Source organism: Streptomyces himastatinicus ATCC 53653 (assembly GCF_000158915.1).
GTDB classification, from domain to species: Bacteria; Actinomycetota; Actinomycetes; order Streptomycetales; family Streptomycetaceae; genus Streptomyces; species Streptomyces himastatinicus.
Map to the genome: position 1 here is coordinate 10,502,660 of NZ_GG657754.1, position 18,534 is coordinate 10,521,193.

General features: G+C 69.7%; 19 protein-coding genes and 1 pseudogene. 8 read left to right on the top strand and 12 right to left on the bottom strand.

All coding sequences use genetic code 11. The features are described from left to right. Positions 1-68: 68 nt before the first annotated feature. A complete protein-coding gene (locus SSOG_RS44185; protein WP_009720842.1) occupies positions 69-1,241 on the bottom strand; it encodes a cytochrome P450 family protein in 1,173 nt (390 codons plus the stop codon). Between the two features lie 276 nt (positions 1,242-1,517). On the opposite strand from SSOG_RS44185, the gene SSOG_RS44190 reads away from it, so the two are divergent. Continuing rightward, a complete protein-coding gene (locus SSOG_RS44190) occupies positions 1,518-2,246 on the top strand; it encodes a transporter substrate-binding domain-containing protein (protein WP_009720843.1) in 729 nt (242 codons plus the stop codon). A 76-nt stretch (positions 2,247-2,322) separates the two neighbouring features. Here the strand turns inward: SSOG_RS44190 and SSOG_RS44195 are convergent, their stop codons facing one another. After that, entirely contained in the window at positions 2,323-3,252 is a 930-nt protein-coding gene (locus SSOG_RS44195) for an NADP-dependent oxidoreductase (RefSeq protein ID WP_009720844.1), read from the bottom strand. Positions 3,253-3,332: 80 nt separating this feature from the next. Here SSOG_RS44195 and SSOG_RS44200 point away from each other — a divergent pair, with 80 nt between their 5' ends. Continuing rightward, complete coding sequence (locus tag SSOG_RS44200; RefSeq protein WP_009720845.1) at positions 3,333-3,713, top strand: winged helix-turn-helix transcriptional regulator; 381 nt, start codon at positions 3,333-3,335, stop codon at positions 3,711-3,713. 839 nt (positions 3,714-4,552) lie between these two features. On the opposite strand, the gene SSOG_RS44205 is transcribed toward SSOG_RS44200, so the two are convergent. Genes SSOG_RS44205 through SSOG_RS44215 form a run of 3 tightly spaced genes read right to left on the bottom strand, consistent with a single transcriptional unit; the run spans position 4,553 to position 7,162 of the window. Then, the gene (locus SSOG_RS44205; protein ID WP_009720846.1) at positions 4,553-5,290 is read right to left on the bottom strand and encodes an HAD family hydrolase; all 738 of its coding nucleotides are present in this window, start codon (positions 5,288-5,290) and stop codon (positions 4,553-4,555) included. 54 nt (positions 5,291-5,344) lie between these two features. Continuing rightward, positions 5,345-6,601, bottom strand: a complete 1,257-nt coding sequence (locus tag SSOG_RS44210) for an NAD(P)/FAD-dependent oxidoreductase (protein ID WP_009720847.1) — start codon at positions 6,599-6,601, stop codon at positions 5,345-5,347. A gap of 27 nt (positions 6,602-6,628) precedes the next feature. After that, the gene (locus SSOG_RS44215; RefSeq protein ID WP_050800204.1) at positions 6,629-7,162 is read right to left on the bottom strand and encodes a hypothetical protein; all 534 of its coding nucleotides are present in this window, start codon (positions 7,160-7,162) and stop codon (positions 6,629-6,631) included. Positions 7,163-7,253: 91 nt separating this feature from the next. Here SSOG_RS44215 and SSOG_RS52900 point away from each other — a divergent pair, with 91 nt between their 5' ends. Beyond that, a complete protein-coding gene (locus SSOG_RS52900) occupies positions 7,254-7,397 on the top strand; it encodes a hypothetical protein (protein WP_154686053.1) in 144 nt (47 codons plus the stop codon). A gap of 25 nt (positions 7,398-7,422) precedes the next feature. On the opposite strand, the gene SSOG_RS47400 is transcribed toward SSOG_RS52900, so the two are convergent. From SSOG_RS47400 to SSOG_RS44230, 3 genes are all read right to left on the bottom strand, one after another. Beyond that, complete coding sequence (locus tag SSOG_RS47400) at positions 7,423-8,223, bottom strand: GntR family transcriptional regulator (RefSeq protein WP_009720849.1); 801 nt, start codon at positions 8,221-8,223, stop codon at positions 7,423-7,425. Between the two features lie 19 nt (positions 8,224-8,242). After that, positions 8,243-9,523 carry a DUF3500 domain-containing protein gene (locus SSOG_RS44225; protein WP_009720850.1) on the bottom strand — a complete coding sequence of 427 codons (1,281 nt, stop codon included), beginning with the start codon at positions 9,521-9,523 and terminating at the stop codon, positions 8,243-8,245. A gap of 161 nt (positions 9,524-9,684) precedes the next feature. Further along, complete coding sequence (locus tag SSOG_RS44230) at positions 9,685-11,085, bottom strand: glycoside hydrolase family 43 protein (RefSeq protein WP_039940220.1); 1,401 nt, start codon at positions 11,083-11,085, stop codon at positions 9,685-9,687. 241 nt (positions 11,086-11,326) lie between these two features. Between SSOG_RS44230 and SSOG_RS44235 the strand changes: the two genes are divergently transcribed. Then, entirely contained in the window at positions 11,327-12,229 is a 903-nt protein-coding gene (locus SSOG_RS44235) for a LysR family transcriptional regulator (RefSeq protein WP_009720852.1), read from the top strand. A gap of 70 nt (positions 12,230-12,299) precedes the next feature. Here the strand turns inward: SSOG_RS44235 and SSOG_RS44240 are convergent, their stop codons facing one another. Both SSOG_RS44240 and SSOG_RS44245 read right to left on the bottom strand, forming a co-directional pair. After that, positions 12,300-13,070 (bottom strand): oxidoreductase, encoded by a 771-nt coding sequence (locus SSOG_RS44240; RefSeq protein ID WP_009720853.1) that lies wholly within the window; start codon positions 13,068-13,070, stop codon positions 12,300-12,302. Between the two features lie 140 nt (positions 13,071-13,210). Then, complete coding sequence (locus SSOG_RS44245; RefSeq protein WP_009720854.1) at positions 13,211-13,774, bottom strand: TetR/AcrR family transcriptional regulator; 564 nt, start codon at positions 13,772-13,774, stop codon at positions 13,211-13,213. 114 nt (positions 13,775-13,888) lie between these two features. Here SSOG_RS44245 and SSOG_RS44250 point away from each other — a divergent pair, with 114 nt between their 5' ends. Beyond that, positions 13,889-14,899, top strand: coding sequence for an NADP-dependent oxidoreductase (locus SSOG_RS44250; protein WP_009720855.1), 1,011 nt, complete (start codon positions 13,889-13,891; stop codon positions 14,897-14,899). Here the strand turns inward: SSOG_RS44250 and SSOG_RS44255 are convergent. Further along, positions 14,886-15,371, bottom strand: coding sequence for a carboxymuconolactone decarboxylase family protein (locus SSOG_RS44255; RefSeq protein ID WP_009720856.1), 486 nt, complete (start codon positions 15,369-15,371; stop codon positions 14,886-14,888). The genes SSOG_RS44250 and SSOG_RS44255 overlap by 14 nt on opposite strands. After that, on the bottom strand, positions 15,368-16,069 hold the full coding sequence (locus tag SSOG_RS44260) for a hypothetical protein (protein WP_039940221.1): 702 nt from the start codon (positions 16,067-16,069) through the stop codon (positions 15,368-15,370). Before SSOG_RS44260 ends, SSOG_RS44255 begins: the two co-directional genes overlap by 4 nt. 81 nt (positions 16,070-16,150) lie before the next feature. Here SSOG_RS44260 and SSOG_RS54510 point away from each other — a divergent pair, with 81 nt between their 5' ends. From SSOG_RS54510 to SSOG_RS54515, 3 genes and pseudogenes are all read left to right on the top strand, one after another. Beyond that, positions 16,151-16,348, top strand: coding sequence for a hypothetical protein (locus tag SSOG_RS54510; protein WP_039940222.1), 198 nt, complete (start codon positions 16,151-16,153; stop codon positions 16,346-16,348). Positions 16,349-16,498: 150 nt separating this feature from the next. Next, positions 16,499-17,896 (top strand): FG-GAP-like repeat-containing protein, encoded by a 1,398-nt coding sequence (locus SSOG_RS44270; RefSeq protein ID WP_245606525.1) that lies wholly within the window; start codon positions 16,499-16,501, stop codon positions 17,894-17,896. A gap of 89 nt (positions 17,897-17,985) precedes the next feature. Beyond that, positions 17,986-18,534, top strand: a pseudogene (locus SSOG_RS54515) (endoglycosylceramidase); the annotation flags it as partial.

An 18,534-nucleotide genomic window follows, 5' to 3' on the forward strand; every position in this document is an offset into this window, starting at 1 on the left:
GCCTATGGGATCGTCACCGCTATCGGGCGGGGGCCGGAGTGAGGGGCTGCGGCTTGCCGGGTGACGTCTCAGACGAGAACGGGGAGAGTGGCTAGGCCGCGAACCAGGCGCGTCGGACGCCAGACCAGCTCTCCCGGGGGCACCGCGAGCCGGAGGTCGGGGAAGCGGATCAGGAGTTTTCGGAGGGCGAGTTCCGCTTCAGCTCTGGCCAGCGGAGCGCCGACACACCGGTGGATGCCGTGGCCGAAGCTGAGGTGTCCGGTGGTGTCCCGTCCGAGGTCGAGCTGCGCGGGTGCGGGGAAACGGGCGGGATCGCGGTTGGCGGCTCCGATGGCCACCTGCACCGGGGTGTCCGCGGGGATCTCGGTGCCGCCGAGGGTGATGGCCTCCGTGGTGTACCGGAACGTGGCCACGCTGACGGGGGAGCTGTGGCGGAGCAGCTCGTCCAGTACACCCGGGATGAGGTCTGGCTCGCGGCGCAACCGTTCCAGATCGGTGGGCTGCTGAAAGAGGGCGAGGAGCGCGCTGCCGATGAAGTTGGTGGTGGTTTCGTGCCCGGCGACCAGGAGGAGAACGGCGAGGGACACCAACTCCTCCTCGCTGAGCCGGTCTTCGCCGTCGCGGACCCGGATGAGGTCGTCCAGCAGTGCGTCGCCCGGGCGCTCTCGCCTTTCGGCGATGAGGCCCGTCATGTACTCGGCCATCGCGTGCGAGGCGGCGTCGATCCGCTCGGGCCGGCCTGCCGCGAACAGCTCGGCGGACCAGCGCTTGATGTCCGACCGGTTGTCCTCGGGCACGCCGAGAAGCTCGCAGATCACGGTGACGGGAAGGGGCATGGCCAGTTCGGCGACGACGTCGGCCTGGCCATGCGTGGGCCACGCGTCCAGGAGGTCATCAGTCACCTGCTCGATGAAGGGCCGCAGCGCTGCTACGGAGCCTGTGGTGAACGCCTTGGCCACCAGTTTGCGAAGGCGGGTGTGCTGCGGAGGGTCGCTGGCCAGCATGCTCTGCGAGATGGCGGGGTGCAGTCGGCGCTTGGAGCCGTTGTTGGCGAAGAAGGCAGCGGTGTTCTTCGACAAGCGGGGGTCGGCGAGCGCCTGTCTGGCTTCCGCGTATCCGGTCACGAGGTAGCTCATGTACCCGGATGCGCCGTTCCGTACGGGCCGGACGGGGCAGTGGGGCTGCTGGGTGCTGCCGAGGTCCTGCGGCTGCCGCTGGTGGTCCTGCGGGGAATCGTTCACGCGGCCAGGTTCCCATCCGTTCGAACGGCCGGTGCAAGGAATGAACTGAACGAAGTGTGCTTTTCATCCGTGGTCCGGAGAGGCGAGTGGGACGAGTACTCAGCAGGAGGGGAGCGAGGGGCCATGGTGTTCGGGACGGACGGGCCGCGAAGTGAGGAGGTACCTGCCGCGGCCCGGTTCGACTACCGGCGCGAGCGTACGATCCCCAAGTGCCCACCCCAGGACGATTGGACTCGGCGAAGCCGAGGGTTGCCGACCGGTACTTAGACTCGGCCCATGGAGATCCCTGACACCACCGCGCTCGCCCGCGACCTCGCCCCCACCGGAGTGCTCCGCGCCTCCATCAACCTCGGCAACCCCGTCCTCGCCCAGGGCACCCCGGACGCGCCCCGCGGGGTCACCGTCGATCTTGCCGGTGAGATCGCCCGACGCCTTGCCCTGTCCGTGGAGTTCCTCTGCTTCGACGCGGCCCGCAAGTCCTACGAGGCCATGGCCACCGGCCGCGCCGACCTGTGCTTCCTCGCCGTCGAACCGGCCCGTGAGGCGGAGATCGCGTTCACCGCCCCGTACGTACACATCGAAGGCGTGTACGCCGTCCCGGCCGACTCCACGCTGCGAACCCCTGACGACGTGGACCACCCGGGCATCCGCATCGGCGTGAAGCAGGGCTCCGCCTACGACCTCTACCTGACGCGCACCCTGCGCCACGCCACCGTGGTCCGGGGCCCGGAGGGGGTGGACGTCTTCCACGCCGAGAAACTGGAGGTCGCGGCGGGCATCCGCCAGCCACTCACCGCACACCTCGCCGAACGACCCGAACTGCGTCTCGTCGAGCCCGCGTTCATGACCATCCGACAGGCCATCGGAACGACGAAGACGCGGCGTCCGGAGACGGTGCGGTTCCTGAGCGAGACGGTGGCTCACTTGACGGAGTCCGGGTTCGTCGCCGAGGCCCTGAGCCGATCCGGACAGAACCCGGCACTCGCCGCGCCTACGGAGCGATGACCCCCGAGGGCAATTCGCCGCGGAGCAGACGGGGCGCATCAGTGGGGCCTGGCTCGCGCGAGGCCCCACGACGGGATCAGACGGTGAGGACGAGCTTGCCCTGGAGGTGACCGCCGTCGAGCAGCCGGTGAGCGTCGGCGACGCGCTCGAACGGGAACGTCTCCTGCACGTGGACCCGGAGCCTGCCCTGTTCCACGAGTTCGACGAGACCTCGCAGGGCGACCGGATCGGGGTCGACCGCGATGCCGCTGAAGCGCATAGCGGCCGCCTCGTACTTGGCGACGAGCTCCGAATTCTCCTCGGCGACCGCCGTCACCAGGTGACCGCCCGGGCGGAGCACTTCGAGCGACCGCTCGACGGTGTCGCCGCCGATCGTGTCGAGTACGACGTCGATATCGCGGACCGCCTCGGTGAAGTCGACCGCCGTGTAGTCGATCACCTCGTCGGCGCCGAGCCCCTCGACGAACGTTTGCTTGCTCCCGCCGGCGGTCGCGATCACGTGCGCGCCGAGCGCTTTCGCGATCTGGATGGCGACGTGGCCGACCCCGCCACCACCGCCGTGGATCAGGACGCGGTCGCCCTCGGTCACGCCGCCGAGGTCGACGAGGCCCTGCCACGCCGTCAGCCCGACGACCGGCAGCGCCGACGCCTCGACGTGCGAGAGCGACGCCGGCTTGCGTGCCAGGTGCAACGCCGGCGCCGACACGACCTCGGCGTACGCGCTCGCCGCCCGCGGGAACAGCGGCATTCCGAACACCTCGTCGCCGGGCCTGAACCGCCACGTCTGCGGCGCCCCCTCGACCACGCCGCTGATGTCCCGGCCGAGGATGAACGGCGGCAGGCCGATCAGGGGGAACTCACCGGCGCGCAGGCGCGCCTCCAGCGGGTTCAGCCCGATCGCCTTGACGCGGACGAGAACCTCGGTGGGGAGGGGCTGGGGCTCGGGCGCGTCCACGATGGTGAGCACCTCGGGACCGCCGAGCGTCTGCTGGGTGATGACTCGCATGACTCTCCTGGCTTTTTCGGGAGGGGAGAAGAGAACCCAGGCTATGAATGTGATAGGAACCAGCAGGTACCTTTGGCGCCATGAGCGGTTTCGGTCCCGGTGCTCCCTTTCTCGCCGACTGTCCGGCGCGTATGGCGGTCGAACTTATCGCCGACAAATGGACGGTGGTCGTGCTCTACGGCCTCAGCAGGGGCCCGGTGCGCCATGGCGAGCTGATCGAATTGATCGGCGGCATCTCCCGCAAGATGCTCACCCAGACGCTCCGACGGCTCGAGGCGCACGGACTCGTCCGCCGCCACGCCTACGCCGAGGTGCCACCCCGCGTCGAGTACGAGCTCACCCCGCTCGGGGCGACGCTGATCGATCCGATCCACATGCTGACCGAGTGGGCGAGGGCGAACGGCGACGCGGTGCTCGATGCGCTCGACGCCGATCCCGAGCCGGTCGCCCATGGCGATTGAGGCCCCGCCAGGGCACTCTCGGCCGCTACTCGGTATCGACCCGGCGAAGTGGCGCTTGAGGCAGGCGGCCAGTGCGCGCTCGTGCCGCCACGCGACGGCCTTCTTGAGCCGGGCCGTCCGCCGGTGTGGACACGGCGGCAGCTGATGGACGGCATACGGTGACGGACCCGGCCGGTGCCCCTGGCGCTACGACAAGCTCGCCGTCCGCTATGAGGCAACCGTGCTGATCGCAGTCCTCAACGAATGGCTGTGAACAGCACGCTGACTCCTGGACTTCAGCATCCGAAGCGCATCGGAAGCCGCCGGCGACAGCATGGAGTCGCGCAGATCCGCCAGGGGGCCAAACCGCCGCATCGGTGGAACCGTCGATCTCGGCCACCGCCAGTGCTCCGGCCTTGAGCTCGACCAGCAGCCGCTCGTCTTCCACCGCGATGGCGTATGCCGAAACACGGGTCTGCACGTGAGCATCCATGGTGCCCGTCCCTCCCCACATCAAAGCCACCTGGCGAGGACTTTAGCTCCCCCCGAAGCCGCTCGCCGGAAGGCTACGACGCCTGTGCGGGCTGCCGAGGGAGCCGAGAAGCCGTCCTCTCCTGTGACGATGTCCAACGGCGGAACGTGTGGGCCGTGGGGTGCGCGCGCTTGGGCCGTGCCGCCTATCACCGTCGTACCACTCCGTGCCGTCAGGCCCGCCAGGGCGCTGCGCCTGCTGAACTGAACCATGGGATCTGTGAACGTGTTGCATCGCGCTTCAACCCGGTTCGCGATCGCGCTGCTCACCCCCAGCGATGGTCAGTCGAGCCAGTACTCCCAGCCCTCACGCCAGCCGAAGTCGGCGTTCACCAGGTCTTCCAGCGGTTTGCCATCAATGACGCCGAGCAAAGCTCGTCAAGGCTCTCGATGCGGGGGACGGTCGGCGCCGCGGGCGGACGGGAGCCATGACGGTCCAGCCATACACCGCGCAGTCCAGCCTCGGTGGCGGCCTCGGCGTCCGTGCGCAGCCTGTCTCCCACGTAGACGACCCGCTCGACGGGCAGTCCAAGGTCCGCACAGGCGGTACGGAAAATCGCCGGGTCAGGCTTGGCGGCCCTCGCCTGGCTGGAGGCCGTGACGTGCGGCAGCCAGCCCGCGAGCCCTATCCGGGCGATCTTTCGCCGCTGCTGATCGGCGTCCCCGTTGGTGACGACACCGAGCTGGAGCCGCTCAGGGCGGTCGGCCAGCGACCTCAGCGTCGGCAGGGCGTCGGGGTAGGCCCGCCACTCGGCTTCGTAGCACGCCAAGTACCGCACGAACCAGGCGTCCGCCTGCTCATCCGACCACCGGCCCAGCCCGCACCTCTCCGCCAGGCCCGTCACGCGCAACCGGCGCTGCTCCTGGAAGGTGACTTCACCCGCCAGATAGCGATCCATGGCCGAGGTCTCCAGCTCGCGCCACCACCGGACGATCTGCGCGGGCTCGATTCCGGGCAAATCCCCGTGGGCGAGCACGGTGGCCGCGACAGCGGCATCGGAGGCGGCGTCGTGGTCGAGCAGCGTCCCGTCCAGGTCGAACAGCACCGCCGCGCAGGAGGGCGTCATGTCAGAGATCTTTCATCGTTCAGGTACGGGGCTGCTTCGGCAGGTTCCTCGGCATCAGGTGAAGCGCCGTGGGGCGAAGGCGTGGGCTGTGGTGGCGAGTTCGGCAGCGTGGCCGCCGCCCTTGACCGTCGCGGAGATGATATCCGCGGTGATCGGGGCCAGGGTCACCCCGAGCATGGAGTGTCCGCTGGCGACGAGCACGTTGTCCTTACCCGGCAACGGTCCGATGGCGGGCAGCCCGTCAGGCGTCATCGGACGGTGTCCGGTCCAGGCGCGTGGCTGCTGGGTCGGTGCGAATCCGGGCAGGAAGTCGCGGGCGGCGCGGGCGATGCCGCGTACACGATGCGGATCGATGGTGGCGTCGGAGCTGCCGAATTCCATCGTTCCGGCGAGGCGCAGCCGGTCCGACAGTGGCGTGACGGCCACCTTCGCCTCGCCGAGGTACACCGAATGACGCAGCTTCACCGAGTTGGTGATGTCGTCGAAGCCGTATCCCTTGCCGGGCTGGATGGGCAGCGGGCACCCGGCGAGGCGTGCGAGGCGGCCCGTGTGCGCACCGGCCGCGAGGATGAACAGATCGCCGTGGACCTCCTCGCCCCCGGCGAGGATGGAGGTGGCCGCACCGCCGCGGGAACGGATGTCGCTGACTCGGCTGTTGTGCCGGAACCGGACGCCGAGTTCCTGGCAGCGCGCTTCCAAGCCCCTGACGAGGCTTACGGGATCCACGTGACGTTCCTTCGCGCAGTGGAGGCCCGATCGCACCTGTGGGCCGAGCGCGGGTTCGAGATCCCTGACCTCGTCACCGGAGAGCGGGACGGCGGTGTGGCCGATCCGCTCCACGGGTGCCGTTGCCGCCTGGTACTCCCGCATGCCTTCCATGGTCTGGAAGGCCAGGAGCTGGCCGGTGCGGTGCTGTTCGAAGCGCACGCTTTCCTGTTCGTACGCGTCGAAGAGGGAGGTGGTGCGTTCGTTGAGCGAGGTGAGCGCTTCGACACCGTGGTGGAAGTCCTTGGGGTTGCAGTGGCGCAGCATGGCGAGCATGAAGCGTACGTGCTCGGGGTTCGGGGACGGCCGGACGTACAGGGGGCTGTCCTTCTTGAGCATCCACCGGATGGCCTTGCCGAGCATCCCGGGCGCGGGCACGGGGGCCGACATGATCGGCACGATCCACCCGGCGTTATGGATAGACGCTCCGCTCCCGCTCTCGGCCGCCGCGTCCACCACGGTGACCTGCAAGCCGTCGGATGCGAGCCGATAGGCGGTGGCCAGTCCGATCACTCCGGCCCCGACGATCACTGCGCTGTCCGTCATCGTTGTCCTTCCTGCGGTGCGGCCAGGTCAGCGGAGGAACTTGTCGGCGAGCAGACGGGCGATGGCCCAGTCCTGCATGGCGATGCCGACGGTCTTGAACACGGTCCGCTTGCCGTACTCCGCTGGGGGCGAGGTCAGCGCAGTGCCCAGTTCGGTGAGGGCGTCCTGCGTGATGGCTCCGGCGCGCAGGGCGTGGATGATCTCGCCGGACTCCTCGAGTACGGCGTCGAGTTCGTCGATGACGACGGTGCCGGTGGCGAGTAGTTCGTCGGGGAGTTCCCGCATGGTGGGGCGGAACGCGCCGATGGCGTTGACGTGCAGCTGGGCGGGCAGCGCCGACTCCGGGAAGAGCGGACTCGTCGCGTGGGTCGCACAGCAGACGATCTCGGCACCGCGGACGGCCGATTCGGCATCGGTCGCGGCCACGATGTCCACGCCGCTCAGCTCGGGTTCCAGGGCCTCGATGAGCGCCCGGGCACGCCCGGAGTCCATGTCCACGACCGTCAGCTGACGCAGCGGGCGGACCGCGTGGACGGCACGCACCTGGTCGAGGGCTTGCACACCGGCGCCGATCAGCGTGAGGCGGTCGGCCTCGGGGGGGCGGCAAGGAGATCGGTGACGACGCCCACGACCGCGCCGGACCATGCTCACCATGGCCGCCATCACCCTGCTGGGCTTCGTCGTCTGCGTCACCCTGGCCCCGGAGACCCGTGGACGCCGACTGGCCGAGGCGAGCGGTGTCGACCCGACCGAGCCGGAGCCGGCGGTTCAGCCTGCTGCGTCCACGGTCCGCTGATCTCGCTGGGGACAGTGGGCGCGGCTCAGTCCGTCTGTGACCACCGACCCGTGGCCAGGTCCAGTGCGTCGTCCGGGAGCGGGAGCTCGGGGTGGGCGGTCAGCCGTACCCACTCCAGCAGCTCGCCGGACGGGCCGCCGTGGACGCGGATGACCGCGGTGAGCACCGGGGTGTCCGGGGCGATCCCGAGGTGGCGGCGGACCAGTGGCGACGGATTGTCGGCGCGCAGCGACCGTCGGACGGCGGTGATCTCGTACCGGCCGGAGAGGATCTGGAGCATCTGCTGGGTGCGCAGTTCCTCCAGTGTGTGCCGGGCGCCGACCTCCGGGGCCTGTACGTGGTGGGAGACCAGCAGGGGCTTGCCCTCCCGCTCATGCGACTGCACGCACTGCCACAGCGCGCTGCCGGGTGTCAGCCCGAACGCCCGGCAGGCCTCGGCCGGTGCGGTTTCGATCCCCACTCGTAGCGGCTGGAAGGCGTCCGGGGAGCCCTTGCTGTCGAGGACGAACCACACCGGCCCGTTGCCGGGCGGCTCCGGCGGGACGTACGGGGACGTGGCGCGCCGACCACGCCCCCGTACCACGAGCCCTTCCCGCGCGAGCCGCTCCAGCGCGCGCCGGGAGGTGATGAGGCTGACTCCGTACCGCTCGGCCAGATCGCGCTCGCCGGGGAAGCCGGTGCGGCCGACCCACAGCCCGTCCAGAATCTCGGCGCGCAACTGCCGGTACAGCTGGACCTGCATGGGGACGTCGGGGCCGAGGACATCGGCGTCCCCCTTGCCGGGGCGCGGGCTGCTCGGGGCGGGGAAGGCGTCCTGCCAGGTCATACCCGGCAGACTAGTGAGGTCAGTGGGCGTGGTGGGGCGAGGTGAGGTAATGCTGCCGCAGCAACTCCTTGCCGTAGTCGTTGCCGTTGGGCGTCCGGACGACGGCGTGGACGTGCATCTGGGTCGCCGGGTCGCCCTGTTTGGCGCCGTACGCCCCCGCCAGCGGGCCCGGTGCCTGGCAGTCCAGCTCGATCCAGATCACCGGGGAGTGCACCCTGTAGTAGAAGGCGGAGTCGACCGCGGTGCCGCCCGCCCAGGTCAGACGGGTGTCGGCGAGATGCTTCCGTACCTCCTTCATCTTCGCCCGCGCCACATCGGCCTTCGCCTTGCCGACGAAGCTCTCCACGAGGGCGAGCAGCTTGGTCCGCTGCGCGGCGGTGAGCTTCGAGCCCTGGATGCCGGTGTACGCCTGGACCGTGTTGTCCGCGAAGGCGCCCGCGACCATGGACTCGCCGGACTTGTCGGAGGAGGTGATCGCGACCGCCCTCTGCTCGCTCGTCAGGGAGTTGATGAAGTCGAGACCGGCCTTGATCTCGTCCTGGCAGACACTGACCGTCGTCCCGTCGATCTGCATCGTGGTGGGCTCGGAGCCCCAGAAACACGGGCTCATGACGACCTGGTCGCCCAGCACGAAGTAGTTGATCACCAGATGGTGGCCGTCGATCTGCCAGCCCCAGGGCGCGGTGGCGGACGGCTCGCCCATGACGGTGAAGTAGAACGCCTCGTCGTTGAAGGACTTGGTGTTCCCGATGGCCTCGCCCGCCGCCTGGTTGAGCTTGCGGATCTTCTCGGTCGTCTCCAGGCCGTCCGCGCTGAGCGAGGCTTTCAACAGGGCGGTGGTCAGGGCCCTCTGGTCGTCGGAGAGATCGGCGAGGCTGACGCCGTTGCGCTCGTAGGAGTCGATGTTGCACCACTGGCGCCACTCCAGGGAGTGGATGGTGAACTGCGTCTCCTTCTTCTGCGCGTCGCTCAGCCCGGCCAGGAAGGCTTTCGCGGCGGCGGTCACGGGGGCGGTGTCGACACCTTCGGAGTGGATCGTGAAGAGGCCGTCGATCTTCTCGCCGTCGGTGGTCAGCCCGAAGAAGTCGTCGGTAACGGCCAGGTTCCCCGGGCCGCCGCCGGGCCCACCCGGACCGCCGGTGGGGGCTGCGGTCGGCGTGGCGCCCGTCCCCGTACCGTCGTCGGCCATCGCCTGAACCGCGGCCACTCCGCCCATGCTGGCCACGGCGGTCGCCCCACTGGCGACCATCAGCCGCTTCATGAACGCGCGCCGGTTCGTCCCCGTCCGCTGTTCCGTCATCCCTGCCCCTTCGCGTATGTCTCACGGCCCGGCCGGATGGCCCGCCGTCGGAAGGGAGGCTAGGGACGCCGTATAGGGGGAGGCTGGGACGAGCCTGTGGCCCGGATATCACACACCTGTAGGGGATTTCCGCGACGGATCAGCCTCCGCGCCTCCACCGCTCAGTAGCCGACGCGGAAGGTCGCGTCCTGCCGCTCGGTCGCCGTCGAGATGGGGTCGATGCGCAGGACGTAATTGGAGTGGCGGATGTAGCGGGTGGGGTTGTTGTACGAGCGGAAGGAAGCCCAGGTCGAGTCGGCCAGCCCGGCCGTGCGGTAGAAGGTGGCGTCCGCGGCGTACGTCGATGTCCCGTCGTTGGCGTCGAGCCGGAGTTCGTAGTTGTAGTGACGCAGATGGCGGGTGGGATTATTGACCGACTGGAAGGACACCCCCGAGCTGTCGGCGAGGCCCGGAACCAGCTTCCACAGCGAGTCGGTATACAGGTCGAAGGGGTACGCGTCGATGCGGCCGACGTAGTCGAAGTGGCGGACGTAACGGTCGGGATAGTTGTACGACTTCAGCCGGTTCCAGGCCGGGGCACCCCATGTGGCGATCAGGTTGTTGTACTCGGCCGTGGTGATCGTCGTGATGCCGCAGTGCTTGGAGTTGACGGGCTGGGTGTAGGTCTTCTGGTCGAGCGCGGTCCAGGTGCCGGAGGCGAGATCGGTGCTCCGCCAGGCGTAGAAGACCCCGTTGGGGGTGTAGGTGTCGCCCCACAGGTACCAGGTGATCGAGGTCAGGGACTTGTAGACGGTCGGGGCCTCGGTGCCGCCGTGCGCGACACCGGTGCTGAACTCCCGGAAGCTGCCGGGGTTCAGGGAGGTGGAGCGGGCCGCCACCAGTGTCTGGTTCTTCTTGAAGAACAGGTAGTTGTAGCCGTTGACGCCGACGGCCATGTCTCCGTCGATCACGTCGTAGCCGGGGTCGAAGAAGACCTGCGGGGCGGAGGCGGTGACGAAGTCGCTGGTGTAGTTGACCATGATCACGTTGTGGCCGCTGGAGTTGACCGAGGAGTAGATGACCGCGTACTGCCCTCTGCCCGCGTCCCAGAACGCCTCGGGGGCCCAGCTGTGGGTGGTCATGTCGTGCAGCTTCAGCCGCCGGTAGCCGGTGAAGGTGCGTAAGTCCGCGGAGTCCCAGACATGGATGTACTGGCTGTTGTAACTCCAGTCGGTCCCCTTGAGGTCGGTGGCGATGACGACGAAAGTGCCGTCCTGTTTGCGCATGAGGAAGGGGTCGCGCAGGCCGAGGGCGCCCGCGGTGGGGGTGACCAGGGGGTTGTTCTGGTTCAGCGGCGTCCAGTTGAGGGAGTCCGTGCTGACGGCGAGGTGAAGGCCGTAGTCGGTGCCCGCACCGAGGCTGGTCGACTCGGTGAAGTAGCACATCGCATAAGCCGAGTCGGCGGCGTGGGCTGTTCCGGCGCCGAGGGCCAGCGCGCCGGTCGCCGCCAGGGGAGTGGCGGCGGCCATGCCGAGGAAGCGGCGGCGGGACGGCTGGGGGCCGGGGCGGAGCGTTGCACTCATCTTGGTCTCCAAGGGAGGTGCATGAGCCGGGCGGGCGGCCGCGGCGATGCCGATATTTCGAACATGGTTCGGTGAATCGATCAGAAAGTAGACCGTGGCAGTCGGTGCGTCAATCGTTCTGCCGAGCCCGGCCTTGGGGGGGGGCATCGGTGCGGCGCCGGGGGTGAGAAGCGCTCACTTACTATGACAACGATTACATCGGGGTGGACCGCGGTCCGCCGCAGGGAGGGAGTGGGAGCCGATGAGTCTTCGTCAGTTCGAGTACGCCCTTGCCGTTGCCGAGGAGGGCTCGGTGACGGCGGCGGCGGAGCTGCTGCACGTCGCTCAACCGTCGGTGTCCCAGCAGATCCGCGGCCTGGAGGCGGGGAACTCGGCGGTGACACTGTTCGACCCGCACGCGCCGACCGGGCTGGTGCCCACCGTGGTCGGCCGCGCGTTCCTGCGGGAGGCGCAGGTCGCGGTGAGCGCGGCGCGGCGGGCGAGGGCGACGGCGCGGGCCGGTGGTGAAGAGCTGGAGGGCGAGGTGCTGGTCGCGGTGCAGATGGGTCTGGGCACGCGGCAGCTGCCGGGCGCGCTGACCGCGCTGCGCCGCCGCTTCCCGCGGCTTGAGGTCACCGTCTTCGAGGAGCCGAACCCCGCCGAGCTGGAGCGGCTGGGGCGCCGGGGCGTGCTGGACCTCGCCCTGGTGGCCGAGCCGTGCGAGGGCCCCGCCGACGCCCACCACCTCGGCGACGAGGAGTTCGTCGTGGTGCTGGGCGCCGGACACCCGCGGCTCGCCGCGGACCGGGTCGAGCTGCGCGAACTGGAGGGCGAGCCGTGGGTGAGGTTCGGCCGCGACAGCGCGCTCGACGGCGTGCTGCGCGATGTGCTGCGGGACAACGAGCTGACCCCGATCACGATCGCCCGCGTGTCCCAGACGGCGACGGCCGTGCGCTGGGCCGCCCACGGGCTGGGAGTGACGCTCGTGCCGGCCTCCGCGGTGCCCCAGGCGTACGAGCACCTCGCGCGCCCGGTGTTCCCGGTCGTGTCCCAGCCCGTCGTCGCCGCGCTCCGGAATGGCGCGGGCCCGGCGGAGAGGGCCCTGCTGGAACTCCTCCGTCAGGAGACCTGGCACAAATCCGCTTTCTTCTCACCGGTGTCGTGACCGGTGGAGAAGGAGGTGGGCGCCGCTGAATGTATCTTGCCGGGAGTGGCGTTCTGGAATTCCGTCGGTGTCAGCCCCTGGGGAATTCTCCGCCGTCCACGACGAAATTACTCCCGGTCAGCCAACTCGCCCGGTCGGACATGAGGAACAGCATCGCGTGGGCGATGTCATCGGGCTGGCCATCGCGCCCCAGCGGGGGAGTGGTGGTGTCCTGGCCCGGCCCCGCGTCCAGGCGCGCCCACTGCTCCCGCGTTGCTTCACCGCCGGGGGTGGCGGTTCTGCCGGGAGACACGGTGTTCACCCGGATTCCGAACGGGGCCAGCTCCGCGGCCAGTCCCCTGCTGTACGCCTCCAGCGCCACCTTCGCCGCCACGTAGTGCAAGAACGGTGGTGGCGTGAGGGTGACCGCGGCCGAGGAGACATGCACGATCACCCCCGAACGCCGCTCCCGCATCCCCGGTGCCAGCAGCGAGTCCAGCCGCACCGACGCCAGGAAGTTCAAGTCCAGCGCGTCCTGCCACTCCTCGTCGGGGATGGCCGCGGCGCCCGCGTGCGGAGCCGCCCCACCCGCGTTGTGGACCAGGATGTCCACCCCGCCGAGTACCTCCTGCGCGGCCGCGGCGAGCGCTTCCGCTCCGGCCCGGGTCCGCACGTCGGCCTCCACGAAGGTGGCTCCCACTGGCGCCGTGCTCGTCGCCGACCTGGCGGTCGTGAGCACCTCGGCGCCCGCGTCCAGGAGTTGGCGCACGACGGCCGCTCCGATTCCGCGAGAACCACCCGTGACCAGGGCCCGCTTCCCCGCCAATTCTCGCGTTCCTGATCCGTTCTCGATCGTGGTCATGCCACCGGTCCTCTCAATTATGCGTTTGTCCGCTCGACGGAAGAAGAGGCGCGGTGAGCACCTCGTCGAGCCGTTTCACGGTACGTACGTAAAAGAACGAGAGGCAAAGACCAAATATCAGCGGGTGCTATAGGGGATGCCTATGGCGTCGTGCTCGCCGGCTTCGTCAGGATCGCGCTCGCGACAACCTCGAAGAGATGATCGGCGCGTGGGGCGAGCGCGGGTTGATCGCTGAGCCACGCGAGCGACCCGGCCAGCGCGAACAGGTCGGTGCCGTCGATGTCGGTTCGCGCCATGCCCTCCGCCTGGGCGCGGACAAGGAGTCGCGTGCCGGCGGCGCGCATCGTGACGCACGACGTATGAAGTGCGGACTCCGCGTCCTCGATGGCAGCCACCATCAATGCCACCACGCCGCGATAGTTGTGCGCGCATGCGACGAAGTCGCGCAGCCACGACACCAGCGCATCGTCGGGCGGGCTCGACGTTTCGACCTCGCCCGCCCTTGCCGTCAGCTCGTCGAAGCTCGTACGGAGCAAGGCCTCGAACAGCGCCTCACGCGTCGAGAAGTGGCGAAGCAGCGTCGCGAGTCCCACATCGGCCCTGCGTGCGATGTCGCGCATCGACGCGTCGACGCCTTGCTCGGTGATGACGGCGCCCGCAACTGCGAGTAGGTGGTCGCGGTTCTTCCTGGCGTCGGCCCGCATCGCTCCCTCTTGCTTTCCGGATCAGTGATCCATATGTATGATTCGGATCAGTGATCCGGATACCTGGATCACTGATCCGATCAGCGTATCCCGTGGTAGGGGCAGGAGAAGACGATGTCGACACACACGATGCGGGCGATCCGTCTGCATAAGCACGGCGGCCCTGAGGTTCTGCGTGACGAGGAGGTGCCGGTTCCCGAGCCGGGGCCGGGCGAGGTGCTCGTTCGCGTGCACGCGGTCGGCGTCAATCCTCCGGACTGGTACCTGCGCGACGGGCTGACCAACCTGCCTCCGGAGACGAGGCCGAAGTTCAGCTTGCCCGTGATTCCGGGGACGGACGTGTCAGGCGTCGTCGAGGCCGTCGCCGCCGACGTGGCGGGCTTCTCCATCGGTGATGAAGTCTTCGGCCTCCTTCGGTTTCCCAGCTTCGACGGCAGCGCGTATGCCGAGTACGTGGCCGCGCCCGCGTCGGACCTCGCACGCAAGCCGACGGGCGTCGATCACGTGCACGCCGCCGGGGCGCCCATGGCCCTGCTGACGGCGTGGCAGTTCCTCATCGAGCTCGGACACGATCACCCGTCGCCCTTCCAAGCGGCGCGGCATCGTCCCGTGGCGCTCGACGCCGACACGACGGTGCTCATCAACGGCGCCGCGGGCGGCGTGGGCCACTTCGCGCTACAGCTGGCGAAGTGGAAGGGTGTACGGGTCATCGCGGTGGCATCGGGCACGCATGAATCATTCCTGCGCGATCTCGGTGCCGACGAGGTCATCGACTACACCAAGAGTCGTCCCGAGGAACTCGTGCACGACGTCGACCTCGTCCTCGACGCCGTCGGCGGCCACGAGAGCAGCCGCTTCCTGCGTACGCTCAAGCGTGGCGGCTCCCTGTTCCCCGTGTTCTTCGGCGACTTCGACGACGAAGAGACCGCCAAGCTGGGCGTCACGGTCTCGGGCACCCAGGTGCGCTCGAACGGCGCCCAGCTCGCCGAAGTGGGGCGCTTGCTCGAGGCGAGCACGGTTCGCGTCGCGATCGACAGCACGTTTCCGCTGGCGGATGCCCGAGCGGCGCACGAACGGGCGGCCCGGGGGCATATCCAAGGCAAGATCGTGCTCACGGTCGCCTAGGGTGCCGGTGCCGCGTCCACCGCGAAGAGCCGTAGCTGGAGGGCCAGTGTGCCGTAGTAGCCGACCAAGGTGGAGAGTTCGAACAGGGCGCGTTCGCCGAGGGCGGCTCGGAGCTCCGCGTACCGCGCGTCGTCCAGGGCTCGGTGAGGCCGACGGCGGCGCCGGTCCGCTCGTGGGCGTGTCGTTCGAAGGCGCTGTCCCAGGCCGTGGCCACCACGAGGATCGCCGTCTCCCATATGCGCGGAGTGAGGTGGGAGGCGTAGCGGATCGCGGTGCCCAGGCTCTGGAGGGCGCCGCCGAGGGCGGGGCTCAGCAGCATGGCGTTGAACGGGCCGTGCAGCCGCCCTTCGGCATCGGTGAGGGCGAAGGGCTGCGGACCCGCCGCGCGGGGGCCACCGGTGATCTCCTCGTGCAGCGCTCGCTGGCCGGGCCCGAGGGTGGAGGGGCGGAGGAGCGGGAGGCGGTGTGTCACGGCAGCTCCCGGGAGAGTGCCACCAGGTCTTCGTCCGTGAGCAACCGGTTTTCGCGTGACATCAACTCTCTTGCGGATACGAGCAGTTCATCGACCGCGACGGGGTCGACCGGGTCGATGCCGGTCTCCTGCGTGATGATGTCCAGGCCGCCCCAGCAGAAGGCGTGGGTTCCGGTCACCGGGTGGTTCCAGGCGGTGCGATAGCCCGTCAGTTCCTGGCCGGAGCGGGCGAGGCCCGTCAGGAGTTCGGTGCTGATGCCGGTGTGTATCCCGTACAGGGCCTCGAAGGCGAGTGCCGTGGCGGCCAGGTCGGCGTTGCCGGGACCACCGCAGTAGCCGTTGACGGAGAGTTCGACGGCCGTTGCTCCGGCCCGTACCGCGGCCACTGCGCAGGCCACGGCCAGGCCGAAGGTGTTGTGCGGATGCAGTCCGACCTCGACGTCCGGGGCCAGCGTCCGGGTGCGGTGGACCAGAGGGGCGTACGCTTCCGGGCTCATCGCACCCGGCCCGTCGAACAGTGTCAGTTCGGTGGCCCCGGCTCCGGTCAGCACGGTGACGGCCTCCTCGTGCGCATCCTCGGTGAGGTACGAAACCATCAGCAGCGGCACGATCACGTCGAGGCCGAGGGAGCGCGCGTACCGGACGAGCCGGGCGGCCGCGTCCGACGTTTCGCCGAAGCCCTGCACCCAGACCTGCACGGCGTCGTAACCGGCCCGCGCCGCCCGGTCGCCTTCACCTCGGCCTCGAGGGCGCCATCGTCGCGCCCGGCCAGTCCGGCGGTGACGACCTCCGGCACCCGGGTGCGCACCACCCGACGCAGGAACGACTCCTTCGCCTCGGCGGAGGCCACGACGCCCGGGAGGGTCTCCACCGAGCGCAGCGTCGCGTCCCGCAGGCGTACGGCAGTGGGCAGCGAACCGGTGACCGGGGCACACTGCGGGAAGGGGCTCGAACTGATCGACGAGACGCCCCCCTAGGGGATCCCCTAGGGGGGCGTGCGCAACCGTTCGGCGACTCCGGCTGTCCTGGTGGGTGTACATGAGGTAAACGCTCACCAACGAGCTGGAGGATCTGTGCGATCCCGTTCTCTCTCCGCCGTCGCGCGCTGCGCGACGGTGGTCGCGCTTGTGACCACCCCCCTCTTACTCGCCGCCCCCTCGGCGGGCGCCGCCGAAGGGCGCACCACCGCCGCGGCCTCCGCGCCACGGGTCGACTTCAACAAGGACGGTTACGCCGACCTCGCCGTCTCCGCGCCGAGCGGCACCGTGGGCGGCCAGGCCAAGGCCGGTTACGTCGCCGTCGTCTACGGCTCGGCCTCGGGTGCGAACACCGGTCACCGACAGGTCGTCAGCCAGGCCACCGAGGGCGTCCCGGGCGATCCCGCCGCGTCCGCGCGCTTCGGGGACACCACCGTGGCCCGCGACCTGGACGGCGACGGATACACCGATCTGGCGGTCCAGACGGGTAACAAGCCCGCCGTCACGGTCCTGTGGGGCTCGGTGAACGGGCTGACCGGCGGCACCGAGCTGCCCGCCGGGGACGGCGACTCGTTCGGCTACAGCGCCATCGCGGGCGGCGACTTCAACGGCGACGGCCAGGCCGACCTGGTCGACACCGTCACCCTCAACGAAGGCACTGACGACGAGTCGGCCGGACTGCGCGTCCGCTTCGGCCCGTTCACCCGTGACGGCAAGGACGCGGGCAGTACCGTCGGCGACACCGGCCGGTTCGACGTGCCGACCAGCCTGACCGCGGGCGACATCACCGGCGACGGCAAGGACGACCTCGTCTCCACCCACGCCTTCGAGGAGATGTCGCAGTCCACCCTGTTCTTCAAGGGTGGCGCGGAGCTGGCGAAGCCCGTCAACCTCACGGACGCCGCCTCCGCCGCCATCGGCGACGTCGACAAGGACGGCCACGGCGACCTGGTCCTGCGGACCGTCCCCGACGACATCGTAGAGAACCTCCCGTACGACCACGGCACCCTGAAGGTCCTCTACGGCACGGCCTCGGGCCCGAGCACCACCCGCACCGCGACCATCGACCAGAACACCGCGGGCGTGCCGGGCGTCAACGAGGACGGCGACCAGTTCGGCGCCTCGCTCAGCGCCGACGACGTCAACGGCGACGGCTACGCGGACGTCGCGGTCGGCATCCCGTACGAGGACCTGGAGGCCGGTCAGAAGGACGCGGGCAGTGTCGTCCAGCTGTACGGCGGCTCGGGCGGGCTGTCCGGCGCCGGTGCGCAGGCGTTCACCCAGGACACCGCCGGGGTCCCGGGCGTCGCGGAGGCGGGCGACTACTTCGGCGCGGCGGTCCAGCACGCCGACACCGACGGCGACGGCAAGGCCGACCTGTCCGTGGGTGCCCCCGGCGAGGACGGCGCCCAGACCTCCAGCGGTGCCGCCTGGGCGCTGCGCGGCTCGTCGGCCGGTCTCACGACCGACGGCATCGTCTCCTTCGGCCCCGACGGGCTCGGCGCCCCGGAAGCAGGCGCGGCCCTGGGCAGTGGTTTCCCGCGGTAACCCGATTGTCCCGATGCGTCGCGAACGCCGAACGATCCGCTGACCGCCGCTAGTTGACGATTCTTCATGTCTACTGGACGGTAGTGTCCATGGCGACGCATGCGACGCGAGGCATCGCGACTTCAGGCATACGGAACGGCCGGTCCCGAGCGGGCCGTACAGGGCTGCTCGGGGCGGCCGTTCTGCTGGTGGCCGCGATCGTGGCCCCGGGCTCCCCGGCGGCCGCGGCCGAGGCGCCCTGGTTCGACGGGCGGGCCGCGGACGAGGTGACCACGGACGGGACCCGGTTCGTCGACGGCCACGGCCGCGAGGTCGTGCTCCGCGGCTTCAATGTCTCCGGCGAGACCAAACTGGAGGAGAACAACGGCCTCCCCTTCGCCCGCGTCGCCGACGCCCGGAAGTCCGCCGCCGCGATGCGGAACCTGACCGGGGCGAACTCGGTGCGCTTCCTGCTCTCCTGGGCCCACGCCGAACCCCGGCCCGGCGAGGTGGACACCGCGTACCTGGAGCAGGTCACCGCCCAGATGAAGGCGTTCCTCGACGCCGGAATCCGGGTGTACCCCGACTTCCACCAGGATCTCTACTCCCGCCACATCTTCGACAAGGACAGCTGGTACAGCGGCGACGGCGCCCCGAAG